Origin of the sequence: Mycobacterium sp. AT1, assembly GCF_002043095.1 — a bacterium.
Lineage (GTDB): Bacteria > Actinomycetota > Actinomycetes > Mycobacteriales > Mycobacteriaceae > Mycobacterium.
Window position 1 is genome coordinate 113764 of sequence record NZ_MVOC01000037.1, and the last position, 14820, is coordinate 128583.

Sequence of the window (14820 nt, forward strand, 5' to 3'; positions counted from 1 at the left end):
GGGCTTAAGACGAGCAGGAGGCAGCGATGGCTCAGGAGCAGACCAAGCGTGGTGGTGGCGGCGACGATGGCGACGACCCCACCGGCAGCACTGCGGCCGGCCAGGAGCGTCGCGAGAAGCTCACCGACGAGACCGACGATCTGCTCGACGAGATCGACGACGTGCTCGAGGAGAACGCGGAGGACTTCGTGCGGGCGTATGTCCAAAAGGGCGGACAGTGACCTGGCCGCATAACGATCGGCCGTCTTCCTTCCAACACAGTCTCGGAGCGCCCTCGGTGCCCTCGATGGACACGTCGTCGTTCTACGAGTTGCTGCGTCGGAACTCGCCGCATCTGCTGCCCGCGAGCCGACCTGGTGACCTGACTGTGAGTGACGCGCTTCCACATGGCACCACCATCGTGGCGATCAAGTTCCCCGGTGGCGTCCTGATCGCCGGTGACCGCCGCTCGACGCAGGGCAACATCATCGCCGGGCGCGACGTCCAGAAGATTCACGTCACCGACGACTACACCGCGACCGGCATCGCAGGCACCGCAGCCATCGCCGTCGAGTTCGCCCGGCTCTACGCCGTCGAGCTCGAGCACTACGAAAAGGTCGAGGGTGTCGCACTGACCTTCGCGGGCAAGGTGAACCGACTGTCGATCATGGTCCGCGGCAATCTTGGTGCCGCCCTGCAGGGATTCGTGGCACTGCCCCTGCTGGTGGGTTACGACCTCGACGATCCCAACCCCGATGGCGCGGGACGCATCGTGTCGTTCGACGCGGCAGGCGGCTGGAACGTCGAACTCGAGGGCTACCAGTCGGTGGGCTCGGGCTCGATCTTCGCCAAGTCGTCGATCAAGAAGTTGTACTCGCGGGTGACCGACGCCGAGTCCGCGTTGTCGGCGGCCGTCGAGGCGCTCTACGACGCAGCCGACGACGACTCCGCGACCGGCGGCCCGGACCTGGCGCGCGGCATCTACCCGACCGCAGTGGTCATCGACGCCGACGGCGCGGTGGAGGTCACCAAGGACCGGATTGCCGCCCTCGCCCGTGAAGTCATCGAAAGGCGTTCCCGTGACGAGTCTTTCGGCATCGATGAGGGGACGGTAGAGCTGTGAGCTTTCCGTACTTCATCTCGCCAGAGCAGGCGATGCGTGAGCGCTCCGAGCTCGCGCGCAAGGGCATCTCCCGCGGCCGAAGCGTCATCGTCCTCGCCTATTCGGGCGGGGTGCTGTTCGTGGCGGAGAACCCGTCGCGCTCCTTGCAGAAGGTCTCGGAGCTGTACGACCGGGTCGGCTTCGCCGCGGTCGGCCGGTTCAACGAGTTCGACAAGCTGCGGGTCGCGGGCATCCAGTTCGCCGACACCCGCGGCTACGCCTACGACCGGCGCGACGTCACGGGCCGTCAGCTCGCGAACGTGTACGCCCAGGCGCTTGGCACGATCTTCACCGAGCAGGCCAAGCCGTTCGAGGTCGAGCTGTGCGTCGCCGAGGTCGCGCACTATGGCGAGACGAAATCGCCTGAGCTGTACCGCATCACCTACGACGGATCCATTGCCGACGAGCCGCACTTCGTCGTGATGGGTGGCACCACCGAGCCGATCATCACGGCGCTCAACGAGTCCTTCACCGAGAACGCCAGCTTGAGCGAGGCGGTGAAGATCGCGGTCGACGCGCTGAAGTCGGGTATCGCGGCGGCCACCGGCAACGGCGCCGAGCCCCGCACGCTGGGCCCGGCGACGCTTGAGATCGCGGTCTTGGACGTGAACCGCCCGCGGCGCGCGTTCCGCCGCATCACTGGCTCGGCGCTTGAGGCGCTGCTTCCGGTGGAGGAATCCGTTCCGGAGCAGCAGCCCGAAGCGGACTCCTAGACGATCTCGTCGAGATCGTCACCCCTGCCGGTGGCGATCTCCTTGATCTTGTGGACGGAGTGGGTGGCGATGTCCATCGAGCTCGAGACGATGCCCTCGACTCCGGCGGAGACGTCACCCTTGAGGATGTGTCCCGCGCTGTCGACGATGTCCGCGGACCGCTCGACGGCGTTGGTCGCGATGTCCTTGACCGACTCGATCGCGTCCCTGGGGTTGAAGCCCATCAGTTTCTCCTCTTCACGACGACATTCTTATGGCGACATTTCGCCCCACCGTAGCGGTCAGCCGGCCATCACGATGTGCGGGCGGTCCCCGGTGATGACCGCCAGCACGTTGCGCCACGCGTCGGAGCCCATGGCGGCGAGGACGTCGGTGTGGGCGCTGGGGCCCGCCATCAGTCGCCCGTCGTCGTAACGACCGGTGGCCAAGTGGATTACGCCGGGCATCTCGTCGGGATCGGCGCCGTGGGATCCGCCGACGATCCCCTGGACGAGCTGAATGGGATCTCCCGGCGCCGTCATCGAGAACCGCAGAACGTGGGGATTGCGGTTGTGCCAATCGCCGGGATCGTCGACGCCGAACCCCGCACCTGCCGCCGCGGCGTACAGCGTGCGGTCGGCGGTCAGCCCCAATGCCTCTGCCGTACCGAGGATCGCGCCACCGTAGGAGTGCCCGACGTAGGTCACCGGAATGCTGCGTCCCCTTCCTGCCGCGGCGGAGTCCACGGCCGCGTCGACTGCGCGGCTGAACGAGGCCAACCGCGGGGCCATGTCGATTGCGAAACGCGGGCTCGCCGCCTCGACGAGGGCGCCGACCACGGTGTCGTCCGCCGGAAATGGCCCGCCGAGATAGGTGATCGCGGCGACCTCACCCCGCGTCGCCGACACGAACTGGCGCGCGGATCTGGTGACGCCTGCCGAGCCCGCGACGGTGGTGTTCATGCCGGGCACCAACACCGCGACGCTGGTCGCACGGGTCAGGTCGCCGTTGAGTTCGACCAGTGTGTCGTGGGTGGGGTCGAACGCCAGGATCTTGCGGTCGACGCGGTCCGCACCGCCCGTGGGATCGTCGATCTCGCCGAGCAGACCCCGGTAGAAGGTGCCCCGGTCGGCGGCGGAACTGTCGCCTAGCCCCTCGACCACCGCCTGTGCGACGGCGGCGCGATTGGCGGCGATGCGCACGTCCCATGCCACCGCGTCGGAGTTGCCCACTTCCGCGTCAACCGGGTGGTCCATCGCGTTCAGGGCGTCGCGCACGTCGCGGGCTGCGTCGTCGTCGGCGGCCCCGAGCGCGTCCAACGCCTCGGTGATCCGCTGCGACAGTTCGGCGCCACGATCGGCGAGTACCTGGGCGAGCACGGCCGCGTCGCCGCCACACAGGAGCACGAGCAGCGCAGGCGGTTCCGTCGCCGCTACCACCGAACCGTCGTCCCTGACCAGAAACCCCTCGTCGTGTGCCGCGCCGACCCGCGCCGTGACCTCGGCTTGCGCGGCGGCGATCTGGTCGGCGCCGTCCCTGGCGGCGACGGCCGCGAGGACCAGTGCGCGAGCCACCGCGTCACCGTCGGCGGCGATGGCGATGGCGTGCCGTTGGGCTGCGTCGCCGCTGGCGCCAGCCCACGGCACCGACGACCTTGCCGCGATCGAGGCACCGAGGTGGACGACGCGGGCCGCCTCGTCCCACGCGTCGGCCAGTCGGCGCAGCGCATCGGGGCGCCAGGCTGTGGCCCGGTCGAGCATCGGCGTGGTCACCGCGGTGCCTGCAGTCGGCCGGCATGGCGCTCGTCGGCGTGTTGCAGACCTGCCGTCGCCGACGAGGTGGCAGCCGCCCAGGCCCGCATGGCAGCGGCCACGTCCGCGACCCGGTCCGCGAGACCGATGGTCGCCACGGTGGCGGCAATCGCCGATCCGGCCAGGTCCTCCGCGGCGTCGACGGGCCACCCGACGCCGTCAAGCGCATCGGCTCCGTCCAGAACCCGCTGCGCCAGCGCGCGCACCTCCGCCGCGTTCATCCCGACTTCGCCCATGCCCGACGATGGCAGGTTTCGGCGACACCTCGCTTGATTCATCCACAGGCCCGACGAGTGGCGGTCACCACACCGCGCACCGGCAACCCGTAAGCTCGACTACGTGCAGCGGCGAATCATGGGCATTGAGACCGAATTCGGTGTGACGTGCACTTTTCACGGTCACCGAAGGCTGTCTCCCGACGAAGTTGCCCGCTACCTCTTCCGGCGCGTGGTCTCGTGGGGACGTAGCTCCAACGTGTTCCTCCGCAACGGCGCGCGTCTCTACCTCGACGTGGGGTCACACCCCGAATACGCGACGGCAGAATGTGACAGCCTGATTCAGCTCGTCACCCACGACCGCGCGGGCGAGCGCGTCCTGGAGGACCTTCTGGTCGACGCCGAACAGCGCCTCGCCGACGAGGGCATCGGTGGCGACATCTACCTGTTCAAGAACAACACCGACTCGGCGGGCAACTCCTACGGGTGCCACGAGAACTACCTCATCGTCCGAGCGGGGGAGTTCTCCAGGATTTCCGACGTCCTGCTGCCGTTCCTCGTCACGCGCCAATTGATCTGCGGCGCGGGCAAAGTGCTGCAGACGCCGAAGGCCGCGGCGTTCTGCCTTAGCCAGCGGGCCGAGCACATCTGGGAGGGCGTCTCGAGCGCGACCACCCGCAGCAGGCCCATCATCAACACCCGCGACGAGCCCCACGCCGACGCCGAGAAGTACCGCCGGCTGCACGTCATCGTCGGGGACTCCAACATGTGCGAGGCCAGCACGATGCTCAAGGTGGGCACCGCCGCGCTGGTCCTCGAGATGATCGAGGCGGGTGTCCCGTTCCGGGACTTCTCGCTCGACAATCCGATTCGCGCGATCCGCGAGGTCAGTCATGACCTGACCGGACGCCGCCCCGTGCGGCTGGCCGGCGGCAGGCAGGCCAGCGCGCTCGACATCCAGCGTGAGTACTACAGCCGCGCGGTCGAACACCTCCAGACCCGTGAGCCCAATGCCCAGATCGAGCAGGTCGTCGACCTGTGGGGGCGCCAGCTCGACGCCGTCGAGAGCCAGGACTTCGCCAAGGTCGACACCGAGATCGACTGGGTGATCAAGAAGAAGCTGTTCGAGCGCTACCAGGATCGCTACGACATGGAGCTGTCCGATCCCAAGATCGCGCAGCTCGACTTGGCCTACCACGACATCAAGCGCGGTCGCGGCGTGTTCGACCTGCTGCAGCGCAAGGGGCTGGCCGCCCGCATCACCACCGACGAGGACATCGACGCGGCGGTCAACGAACCGCCGCAGACCACCAGGGCCAAGCTCCGCGGTGAGTTCATCACCGCCGCACAGGCCGCGGGTCGGGACTTCACCGTCGACTGGGTGCACCTCAAGCTCAACGACCAGGCTCAGCGCACGGTGCTGTGCAAGGACCCGTTCCGCTCGGTCGACGAACGTGTGAAGCGCCTCATCGCGTCGATGTAACTGGCGTCTCCCGGCACGCCTTAAGCTCGCTGGGTGGGGATCTCCAAAGTCGAGCGCTTGATGAACCTCGTCATCGCGCTGCTGTCGACCCGCTCGTTCATCACGGCCGAGCGCATTCGAGAGACCGTGTCCGGCTACGCGGACAGTCCCAGCGACGAGGCATTCTCGCGAATGTTCGAGCGGGACAAGAACGAATTGCGCGATCTCGGCATCCCGTTGGAGACCGGACGGGTGTCGTCGCTGGACCCGACGGAGGGCTACCGGATCAACCGGGAGGCCTACGCGCTGGCTCCCGTCGAGCTGACCGCGGACGAGGCCGCGGCGGTCGCCATGGCCACCCAGTTGTGGGAATCGCCGGAGATGGTGACGGCGACCCAGGGCGCACTGCTGAAGTTGCGGGCGGCAGGCGTGGACGTCGACGCGCCGGAGTCGGCGATCGCCATCACCACCACCGCCGCGCTGCCCGGCTTGCGCGGGTCGGAGGACGTGCTGGGAATCCTGTTGGCGGCGATCGACTCTGGGCAGGCGGTCCAGTTCAGGCACCGGTCGTCGCGCAGCGAGCCGTACACCGAACGCACCGTCGAGCCGTGGGGTGTCGTCACCTATCGCGGACGCTGGTACCTGGTGGGCCACGACCGCACCCGCCAAGCCACCCGAACGTTCCGGTTGTCGCGCATCGACTCCGACGTGACGGCGATCGGACCGCGCAATGCGGTGCACCGCCCGGACGGTGTCGACCTGCGCCACATCGTGCACCTCGCGGTGGCCGACGCGCCGCCGAGTGCGCAGGCCCGGGTGTGGGTGGCCGAGGGCCGCGGCACGGCGTTGCGCCGGCAGGCGGTCACCACGGCGCCGCGGGCGTTGGCCGGGCGCGCCGGTGACGAGATCGCACTCGACGTCGGCCGCGAGGATCAATTGGCGCGCGACGTCGCCAGCTGCGGTGCGGACGCCGTCGTCCTGGATCCGGCGTCGCTGCGGGAGAACGTCGTCGAGCGGCTCCGCGCAAGTGCGGGAGTAGGGGCATGAGTAGCGTCTCGACGCGGCTGGTTCGGTTGCTGAACATGGTCCCGTACTTCCAGGCCAACCCGAGGATCACCCGGGCCGAGGCTGCCGCGGAACTCGGGGTGACCGAATCGCAGCTCACCCAGGACCTCGACCAGCTGTGGATGTGTGGCCTCCCCGGTTACGGCCCCGGCGATCTCATCGACTTCGAGTTCTCCGGTGACACGATCGACGTCACGTTCTCGGCGGGGATGGATCACCCGCTGCGGCTGACCTCTCCCGAGGCGACCGGCATCCTGGTGGCACTGCGTGCCCTCCTCGAGGTGCCCGGCATCGTCGACCCGGAAGCCGCGCGCAGCGCGATCGCGAAGATCGAGTCCGCGGCCGGGACAGCCACCGGCGCACGTGAGGGCGCCGACGCCGCGGTCGACGAGCCCGCCCCCGTCGAGAGTGGGACCGCCGCCGCGGTGCGCGGCGCGGTGCGGGACGGCCGCGCGCTGTCGATCGACTATTACTCGGCGAGCCACGACACGCTGTCGAGCCGTGTCGTCGACCCGATCCGCGTGGTGCTGGTCGCCGACCACACCTACCTCGAGGCGTGGTGCCGCACTGCCGAAGGCGTCCGGCTCTTCCGCTTCGACCGCATCGTCGACGCGCGGGTGCTCGACGAGCGGTCGGCACCGCCGGAGCCCGCCGTGGCCGCCCGCCCTGACACGTCGCTCTTCGACGCGGACCCGTCGCTTCCTGCGGCAACGCTGCTGATCGACCGGTCGGCAGCCTGGATGTTCGACTACTACCCGCTGCGGGTGGTGCGCGAGCATGCCGACGGAGCGGCGGAAGCGGCGATGACGTACGCCTCCGAGGGATGGATGGTGCGCTTCGTACTCGGCTTCGGCTCGGCGGTGCGCATACTGGAACCGCAGGCGTTGGCCGACCGAGTTCGCGAAGCCGCCGTCGCCGCGCTCGAGGCCTACGGATCCGTGGGCGTCGACGAGGACGGGTAGACTCGTCCACAACACTTGGAGGTGTCCAAATTGGGTGGTCTACAGCCGTGGCACTGGTTGATCGTCATCGCGGTGTTCGTCTTGTTGTTCGGAGCCAAGAAGCTTCCCGACGCTGCTCGTTCGCTGGGCAAGTCGATGCGAATCTTCAAGTCCGAGATCAAGGAAATGCAGTCCGACGGGAAGGACGACACACCGAATCCGGCGCCGTCGCCCATCACCTCGGAGCGGGTCCAGCCGGAGCAGGCACCCGTGCAGTCTCCCGAGCAACGACCGGCCTGATCGCAACCTTCCCACCAGCGCGCCGTGAGGCTGCGCGGCTGATTGGTGTCTAGAAAACCCGTGCGCATCCCTGGAATCTTCAAGCGGCTCGATCCGCGACGTCGGCGATCGCAGGCCAATCCCGACGGCACCATGTCGCTGGTCGACCATCTGCACGAGCTGCGCAACCGCGTCCTCATCGCGGTGGCGGCGATTCTGTTGACGACGATCTTCGGCTTCGTTTGGTACAGCCACGGTTTCTTCGGGTTGCCCAGTCTCGGTGACTGGCTCCGCGCGCCCTACTGCTCACTGCCGGCGTCGTCGCGGGCCGACATTGCCCCCGACGGGGAGTGCCGGTTGCTCGCCACCGCGCCCTTCGACCAGTTCATGCTGCGCTTCAAGGTTGCGCTGACCGCGGGCGTCGTCTTGGCGTGTCCGGTGTGGCTCCAGCAGTTGTGGGCCTTCATCACCCCGGGGCTTTACCAAAGGGAGCGCCGGTTCGCGTCGGTGTTCGTCGGGTTCGGGGCGCTGCTGTTCATCGGCGGCACGGTGCTCGCCTACGTGGTCCTGTCCCAGGCGTTGAGCTTCCTGTTGACCGTCGGCAGCGACGTGCAGATCACCGCCCTCTCCGGTGACCAGTACTTCAGCTTCCTGATCAACCTGTTGCTGGTGTTCGGCATCAGCTTCGAATTCCCCTTGCTGATCATCATGCTGAACCTGGTCGGGATGCTGCCGTACGAGCGGCTGAAGGCCTGGCGACGCGGGCTGATATTCGGCATGTTCGTCTTCGCCGCGTTCGCGACGCCAGGCTCGGATCCGTTCTCCATGTTGGCGCTGGCCTGCGCGCTGTCGCTGCTGCTCGAACTGGCCATCCAGGTGGCCCGCTTCAACGACGGCCGCAAGGCCCGCCGGGCGGCGCTCGAGGACGTCCCCGACGACCAGGCGGCTCCCATCGGCAGCGTCGAGCCCGTCGAGGTCCCCAGCGCCGTGCCGACCCCGTCCCGGCTGGGCATCGATGACCAAGCCACCTGAGCAGAGCCAGCTCGAAGACTTCACCGCGGGGCTGCCGTTCACTCTCGACGACTTCCAGATCCGCGCCTGCAAGGCCCTTGAGAACGGTCACGGGGTCCTGGTGTGCGCACCCACCGGCGCCGGTAAGACCGTCGTCGGGGAGTTCGCCGTGCACCTTGCGCTCGCCGCGGGCCGAAAGTGCTTCTACACCACGCCGATCAAGGCGCTGAGCAACCAGAAGCACAATGATCTGGTGCAGCGTTACGGTGCCGAGCGCATCGGGCTGTTGACCGGCGACCAGAACCTCAACGGTGACGCCCCGATCGTCGTCATGACCACCGAAGTCCTTCGCAACATGCTGTACGCGAACTCCGATGCGCTGCACGGTCTTTCCCACGTCGTCATGGACGAGGTGCACTTTCTGGCCGATCGGATGCGCGGCGCAGTCTGGGAGGAGGTCATCCTGCACCTCTCCGAGGACGTGCGGCTGGTCAGCCTGTCGGCGACGGTGAGCAACGCAGAGGAGTTCGGCGGCTGGATCCAGACCGTCCGCGGCGACACCACCGTCGTCGTCGACGAGCACCGCCCCGTCCCGCTGTGGCAGCACATGATGGTCGGCAAACGCGTGTTCGACCTGTTCGAGGGCTCCGAGCCCAACGCCAAGCAGACCCTCGTCGACCGGGAGTTGATCCGCCACATCTCGCACCGGCGCGAAGCCGACCGGTTGTCGGATTGGCAGCCTCGCGGGCGACCGGGCAACCGCGGGCGTGAGGGCAACCGTCACGGTGGCGGCCGCCCCACCATCTACCGGCCGCCGTCACGACCCGACGTCATCGGCGTGCTCGACCAAGAGGGCTTGCTGCCCGCCATCACGTTCGTGTTCTCCCGGGCCGGCTGCGACGCCGCGGTGAAGCAGTGCCTGCGCTCGTCGTTGCGACTGACCGACGAGAAGGAACGGGCGCGCATCGCCGAGGTGATCGACCGACGATGCGCCGATCTCGACGACGCCGACCTGGTGGTGCTCGGTTACTACGAATGGCGCGAGGGGCTGCTGCGCGGCATCGCCGCCCACCACGCCGGGCTGTTGCCGGTCTTCCGTCATACGGTCGAGGAGCTGTTCACCGCCGGGCTGGTGAAGGCCGTGTTCGCCACCGAGACATTGGCTTTGGGCATCAACATGCCCGCGCGGACCGTCGTGCTCGAGCGGCTGGTCAAGTTCAACGGCGAGCAGCACGCGCCGTTGACGCCGGGGGAGTACACCCAACTCACGGGGCGCGCAGGGCGCCGCGGAATCGACGTCGAGGGTCACGCGGTGGTGCTGTGGCATCCCGACGTCGAACCCGCCGACGTCGCGGGGCTGGCGTCGACTCGTACGTTCCCCCTTCGCAGTTCGTTCGCGCCGTCGTACAACATGACGATCAATCTGACCAACCAGATGGGCCCCGAGCAGGCGCATCAACTGCTGGAGCGGTCGTTCGCGCAGTTCCAGGCCGACCGCTCCGTCGTCGGCCTGGTCCGCGGCGTGTCCCGCGGCGAGAAGATGATGGACGAGATCGCCGCGGAGTTCGGCGGTCGGGACGCACCCATTCTCGAATACGCGCGGTTGCGCGCGACGATCGCCGAACGTGAACGCGCACAGTCCCGGGCGTCCCGGTTGCAGCGCAGGCAGGCGGCCAACGACGCGCTGGTGGCGCTGCGCCGCGGTGACATCATCACCATCGGGCAGGGGCGGCGCGGCGGGCTCGCGGTGGTACTCGAGCCGGCGGGGGACAGCGACGATCCCAGGCCGCTGGTGCTCACCGAAGACCGTTGGGCAGGCCGCATTTCGTCGACGGACTTCTCCGGCTCGTCGCTGCGGGTGGGGTCGATGACCCTGCCAAAAAGGGTGGAACACCGGCAACCGCGGGTCCGTCGTGACGTCGCGTCGGCGTTGCGATCGGCAGCCGCGGGTCTGAAGATGCCTGCCGGGCGGCCCAAACGTGGTCAGCCTGGCCAGGATCGGGAGCACGACGTGGATCCCGAACTCGCAGGCCTGCGCGATCGGATGCGAGCCCATCCCGCGCACCACCTCGCCGATCGCGACGAACGCGTCAGGCAGGCCGAGCGCTTTCTGCGCATCGAGAGGGACAACGCCGACATCCAGAAGAAGGTCAACGCCGCGACCAACTCGTTGGCCCGCACCTTCGACCGAATCGTGTTGTTGCTCACCGGCCGTGGCTTCGTCGAGAAGACGGCGGACGGTGATCTGGTGGTGACCGACGACGGGCGTCTGTTGGCGCGCATCTACAGCGAGAGCGATCTGCTGGTCGCCGAGTGCCTGCGCAGCGGCACCTGGAACGGTCTCGACGCCGCCGAGTTGGCCGGGGTGGTGTCGGCGGTGTTGTTCGAGTCGAGGGGCGACACACCTGGTTCGTCGTCGGTCGTGGAGAGCGCGACGCCCGGTATGCGACGGGCGCTGTCACAGACCCGGCGTTCGTGGGCGGAGATTCGCGCCGAGGAGCAGCAGCACCGGCTCCCGGCGAGTCGCGAACCGGACGTCGGTTTCGTGGCCGCGATCCACTGCTGGGCGACCACGGGCGACCTGTCGGCATCCTTGGCGGCATCCGATGCCTCGGGTAGCGGATCTCCTTTGTCGGCAGGCGATTTCGTGCGATGGTGTCGGCAAGTCCTCGATCTGCTCGACCAGGTGCGAAATGCCGCCCCCACGCCGGCGTTGCGGACGTCTGCGAAACGCGCAATCGACGCGATTCGGCGCGGCGTCGTGGCTGTTGATGCGGGGTAGTGTGTGGCCAACGTTTCGATTTTGACGTCAGATGGAACCAAGGAGAGACGATGAGCGGACCGCAGGGATCCGATCCCACCCAGCCGTGGGCGGGTCAGCAGCCGGCCGATCCCGCGTGGCAGCCTCAGGCTCCAGAACAGCCGCAGCCGGAGCAATCGCCTTGGGGGCAGCAACCTCCCGCCTACGGCCAGCAGCCGCCGGCGTACGGCGGGCAGCCGCAGTACCAGCAGCCCACGTACGGTCAGCCGCAGTACCAGCAGCCCGACCAGTACGGCCAGCAGCCCACCGCGTATGGCCCGTCGTCCTACCCGCAGCAGCCGCAGTACGGGCAGCCTCCGCAGTATGGCCAGCCGCAGTACGGGCAGCCTCCGCAGTACGGGCAGTACGACCCCAACCAGCAGCAGTACGGCCAGCAGCCGGGACAGTTCGATCCCAATCAGCAGTTCTCGCCGTACTCGTCGACCGACGGGGGCTCCAAGAAGTCGCGGGGCCTGATCCTCGGTGTGGTCGGCGCCCTGGTGGCCGTGGTCGTCGTCGTCGTCGGCATCCTCGGCTTCTGGAAGCCGGGCTTCTTCATGACGACCAACCTCGACGTCAAGGCCGCCCAGTCGGGCGTGCAGCAGATCCTCAGCGACGAGACCAACGGCTACGGCGCCAAGAACGTCCAGGACGTCACGTGCAACGACGGGGCCAACCCGAAGGTCGTCAAGGGCGGGACCTTCGACTGTGAGGTCAGCATCGACGGCACCAAGCGCCAGGTGACCGTGACGTTCCAAGACAACAGCGGCACCTACGAAGTCGGCAGGCCCCGCTAGCTGGAGGGGAGTCCGTCGAGCGCCTTCTGTAGGCGTCCGACGGACGACGTGACGCCGAATTCGCCGGCAAGTTCGGCCACCCGGCGCGGGTCGCGGGCGGTCAGGGGCAACAGGTCCGATTCCGTCGAGAGGCTGACTGCGGCGTCGGTCGCGACGCGGACCACCTTCTCCGCCGCAGGCACGTATTCGACCGCCGCGGACAGCTTTTTGCGTTGTGCGACAGGCATTTTCGAGGACGGATCGTCGGCGGCCGCCATGATCCGCTCCAGCGAGCCGTACTGGGCGAGCAGGGTGGACGCCGTCTTGTCGCCGATGCCCGCGACGCCGGGCAAGCCGTCGGACGGGTCGCCGCGCAGCAGTGCCAACTCCGCGTAGGCGGTGCCTGCGCGTTCTAGCGGCACCCCGTACTGCTCGGCTACCTCACTGGGACCGAAGAGTGTCGCCTTGGCCAAACCGCGGCCGATGTAGAGGACCCTGACCTGAACGGGGTCGTCGGCAACGAGTTGAAGCAGATCCCGGTCACCGCTGACCACCACGACGGGGTCGACGCGCTCTCGGGCCGCCAGCGTGCCGAGGACGTCGTCGGCTTCGAAACCCGGTGCGCCCGCGGTGGCGATGCCGAACGCGTCGAGCATCGCCATGATCATGTCGACCTGTGGCGTGAGGTCGTCGGGCACCTGCTCGACGTCGGGCTCACCCGGCGCCCGTTCCTCTTCGACCCGATGCGCCTTGTACGACGGGATCAGGTCGACCCGCCACTGCGGTCGCCAGTCGAGGTCCAGGCACACCGCCAACCGCGACGGCTGGTGGTTGGCGACGAGGGTCGCGACGGCGTCGAGGAAGCCGCGGAGCGCGTTCACCGGGCGGCCGTCGGGTGCGGTGATGGACGACGGGATCCCGAAGAACGAGCGGAACCACATGCTGGCGCCGTCGAGGAGCAGGACGGGTGCGGTCATCGATTGACAGTAGCGTGCGGTATTGATGGAGCCATGGGCTTGTCCGTGGACCGCGTCGATCACGTGGTCGTCAACACAGTCGACGTCGACCGCACGGTCGACTGGTACGTCCGGGTGCTCGGGATGACGCGCGAAGTCTTCGGCGACGGCCGGATCGCGCTGCGGTTTGGCGACCAGAAGCTCAACGTCCGACCCACCGGGGCGCCGAACTGGGTCACCGCGGCCGTCGACGCTCCCGGCACCCTGGACCTGTGCTTCGTCGTCGATGCGGGGGCCGCCGCCGTCGGGGCGCATCTGCGGTCCTGTGGCGTGGAGATCACCGACGGGCCGGTCGCCAAGACGGGTGCCCTCGGTCCGATGACGTCGCACTACTGCCGCGACCCCGACGGCAACCTGATCGAGGTCGCCACCTATCGGCGCGCCGATTAACCTCGACGGCATGGACAGCGGCAGATTTGGCACGGAGGTATACGCGGGACGCTTGCGGGCGGCGACGGCTGCGGCCGCCGCGGCCGGCTTGGCCGGTCTGGTGATCACGCCCGGGTATGACCTGCGCTATCTCGTCGGGTCACGCGCCCAGACCTTCGAGCGGCTGACCGCGTTGGTGCTGCCCTCAGACGGTGAGCCCACGGTGGTGGTTCCGCGGATGGAGTTGGCGGCGCTGAAGGACTCTGCGGTGGTGGAACTGGGCCTGCGCGTGCGGGATTGGGTTGACGGCGAGGATCCCTACGCTTTGGTCGCCGACGTGTTCGGAGGTGGCCCGGTCGCGACTGCGGTCACCGACGCGATGCCTGCGCTGCACCTGCTTCCGCTGGCCAAGGTGCTCGGGACGGTGCCGGTGCTGGCCACCGACGTGCTGCGCCGGCTGCGGATGATCAAGGACGACGCGGAAGTCGACGCGCTTCGCAAGGCGGGGGCCGCGATCGACCGGGTGCACGCACGTGTTCCCGAGTTTCTGGTGCCCGGCCGAACGGAGGCCGACGTGGCCGCCGACATCGCGGAAGCGATTGTCGCCGAAGGGCATTCGGAGGTGGCGTTCATCATCGTCGGGTCAGGACCCAACGGTGCAGACCCTCATCACGAGTGCTCCGACCGTGTGCTGGAGGAGGGTGACGTGGTGGTCGTCGACATCGGCGGGCCGTACGAGCCCGGGTACAACTCGGATTCGACGCGGACCTACAGCATCGGGCAGCCTGCCGACGACGTGGCAGCGCGGTACGCGGTCCTACAGCGGGCGCAGGAGGCGGCCGTGGCGGCGGTGCGGCCTGGTGTCACCGCCGAGCAGATCGACGCCGCCGCGCGCGACGTGCTGGCCGCGGAGGGCTTGGCGGAGGCGTTCGTGCACCGCACCGGACATGGGATAGGCCTCTCCGTGCACGAGGAGCCCTACATCGTCGCCGGCAACGATCTGCCGCTCGAGGAGGGCATGGCCTTCAGCATCGAGCCGGGCATCTACTTCCCCGGGTCGTGGGGTGCGCGCATCGAAGACATCGTGATCGTCACCAGCGACGGCGCCCAGTCGGTCAACGATCAGCCCCGCGACCTCGTGGTGGTCCCCGTCTAGCCGTTGAGTTCGCGTTCGCGTTGGATGCGGCTGGCGCGGTCTTGGGCGCGGGTGGTCTTGCGGCGTGGCATGGTCAGTCCGGCGGT

General features: G+C 68.3%; 16 protein-coding genes. 12 read left to right on the forward strand and 4 right to left on the reverse strand.

Going from position 1 to position 14820, the window contains the following annotated elements:
• Positions 1-26 precede the first annotated feature (26 nt).
• From B1790_RS18110 to prcA, 3 genes are read left to right on the forward strand one after another with little or no spacing between them, the layout of a single operon-like run.
• Positions 27-221: a ubiquitin-like protein Pup gene (locus tag B1790_RS18110; protein ID WP_079924637.1), complete on the forward strand. Its 195-nt coding sequence runs from the start codon at positions 27-29 to the stop codon at positions 219-221.
• Positions 218-1102 (forward strand): proteasome subunit beta, encoded by an 885-nt coding sequence (gene prcB / locus B1790_RS18115; RefSeq protein ID WP_079924638.1) that lies wholly within the window; start codon positions 218-220, stop codon positions 1100-1102. Before B1790_RS18110 ends, prcB begins: the two co-directional genes overlap by 4 nt.
• A complete protein-coding gene (gene prcA, locus B1790_RS18120) occupies positions 1099-1854 on the forward strand; it encodes a proteasome subunit alpha (protein WP_079924639.1) in 756 nt (251 codons plus the stop codon). The genes prcB and prcA overlap by 4 nt, the downstream gene beginning before the upstream one ends.
• Here the strand turns inward: prcA and B1790_RS18125 are convergent.
• From B1790_RS18125 to B1790_RS18135, 3 genes are read right to left on the reverse strand one after another with little or no spacing between them, the layout of a single operon-like run.
• Positions 1851-2078, reverse strand: a complete 228-nt coding sequence (locus tag B1790_RS18125) for a hypothetical protein (RefSeq protein ID WP_079924640.1) — start codon at positions 2076-2078, stop codon at positions 1851-1853. The genes prcA and B1790_RS18125 overlap by 4 nt on opposite strands.
• 57 nt (positions 2079-2135) lie before the next feature.
• On the reverse strand, positions 2136-3605 hold the full coding sequence (locus B1790_RS18130) for an alpha/beta hydrolase (protein ID WP_142271368.1): 1470 nt from the start codon (positions 3603-3605) through the stop codon (positions 2136-2138).
• Entirely contained in the window at positions 3602-3880 is a 279-nt protein-coding gene (locus B1790_RS18135; RefSeq protein ID WP_079924641.1) for a hypothetical protein, read from the reverse strand. The genes B1790_RS18130 and B1790_RS18135 overlap by 4 nt, the downstream gene beginning before the upstream one ends.
• Positions 3881-3983: 103 nt before the next feature.
• Here B1790_RS18135 and pafA point away from each other — a divergent pair, with 103 nt between their 5' ends.
• From pafA to B1790_RS18170, 7 genes are read left to right on the forward strand one after another with little or no spacing between them, the layout of a single operon-like run.
• Entirely contained in the window at positions 3984-5342 is a 1359-nt protein-coding gene (gene pafA / locus B1790_RS18140; protein WP_142271369.1) for a Pup--protein ligase, read from the forward strand.
• A gap of 33 nt (positions 5343-5375) precedes the next feature.
• Complete coding sequence (locus B1790_RS18145) at positions 5376-6368, forward strand: YafY family protein (RefSeq protein ID WP_142271370.1); 993 nt, start codon at positions 5376-5378, stop codon at positions 6366-6368.
• Positions 6365-7348, forward strand: a complete 984-nt coding sequence (locus tag B1790_RS18150; RefSeq protein WP_079924644.1) for a YafY family protein — start codon at positions 6365-6367, stop codon at positions 7346-7348. The genes B1790_RS18145 and B1790_RS18150 overlap by 4 nt, the downstream gene beginning before the upstream one ends.
• 30 nt (positions 7349-7378) lie before the next feature.
• Entirely contained in the window at positions 7379-7627 is a 249-nt protein-coding gene (tatA, locus tag B1790_RS18155) for a Sec-independent protein translocase subunit TatA (RefSeq protein WP_079924677.1), read from the forward strand.
• 60 nt (positions 7628-7687) lie between these two features.
• On the forward strand, positions 7688-8638 hold the full coding sequence (gene tatC / locus B1790_RS18160) for a twin-arginine translocase subunit TatC (protein WP_079924645.1): 951 nt from the start codon (positions 7688-7690) through the stop codon (positions 8636-8638).
• Positions 8622-11399, forward strand: coding sequence for an RNA helicase (locus B1790_RS18165; RefSeq protein WP_079924646.1), 2778 nt, complete (start codon positions 8622-8624; stop codon positions 11397-11399). Before tatC ends, B1790_RS18165 begins: the two co-directional genes overlap by 17 nt.
• 50 nt (positions 11400-11449) lie before the next feature.
• A complete protein-coding gene (locus B1790_RS18170) occupies positions 11450-12214 on the forward strand; it encodes a DUF4333 domain-containing protein (RefSeq protein ID WP_079924647.1) in 765 nt (254 codons plus the stop codon).
• Here the strand turns inward: B1790_RS18170 and B1790_RS18175 are convergent.
• Entirely contained in the window at positions 12211-13170 is a 960-nt protein-coding gene (locus B1790_RS18175; RefSeq protein ID WP_079924648.1) for a 5'-3' exonuclease, read from the reverse strand. The two genes, B1790_RS18170 and B1790_RS18175, sit on opposite strands and share 4 nt — an antisense overlap.
• Positions 13171-13203: 33 nt before the next feature.
• On the opposite strand from B1790_RS18175, the gene B1790_RS18180 reads away from it, so the two are divergent.
• Positions 13204-13599 carry a VOC family protein gene (locus B1790_RS18180; RefSeq protein ID WP_079924649.1) on the forward strand — a complete coding sequence of 132 codons (396 nt, stop codon included), beginning with the start codon at positions 13204-13206 and terminating at the stop codon, positions 13597-13599.
• 10 nt (positions 13600-13609) lie between these two features.
• Positions 13610-14734 carry a Xaa-Pro peptidase family protein gene (locus B1790_RS18185; RefSeq protein WP_079924650.1) on the forward strand — a complete coding sequence of 375 codons (1125 nt, stop codon included), beginning with the start codon at positions 13610-13612 and terminating at the stop codon, positions 14732-14734.
• Positions 14735-14820: the final 86 nt, after the last annotated feature.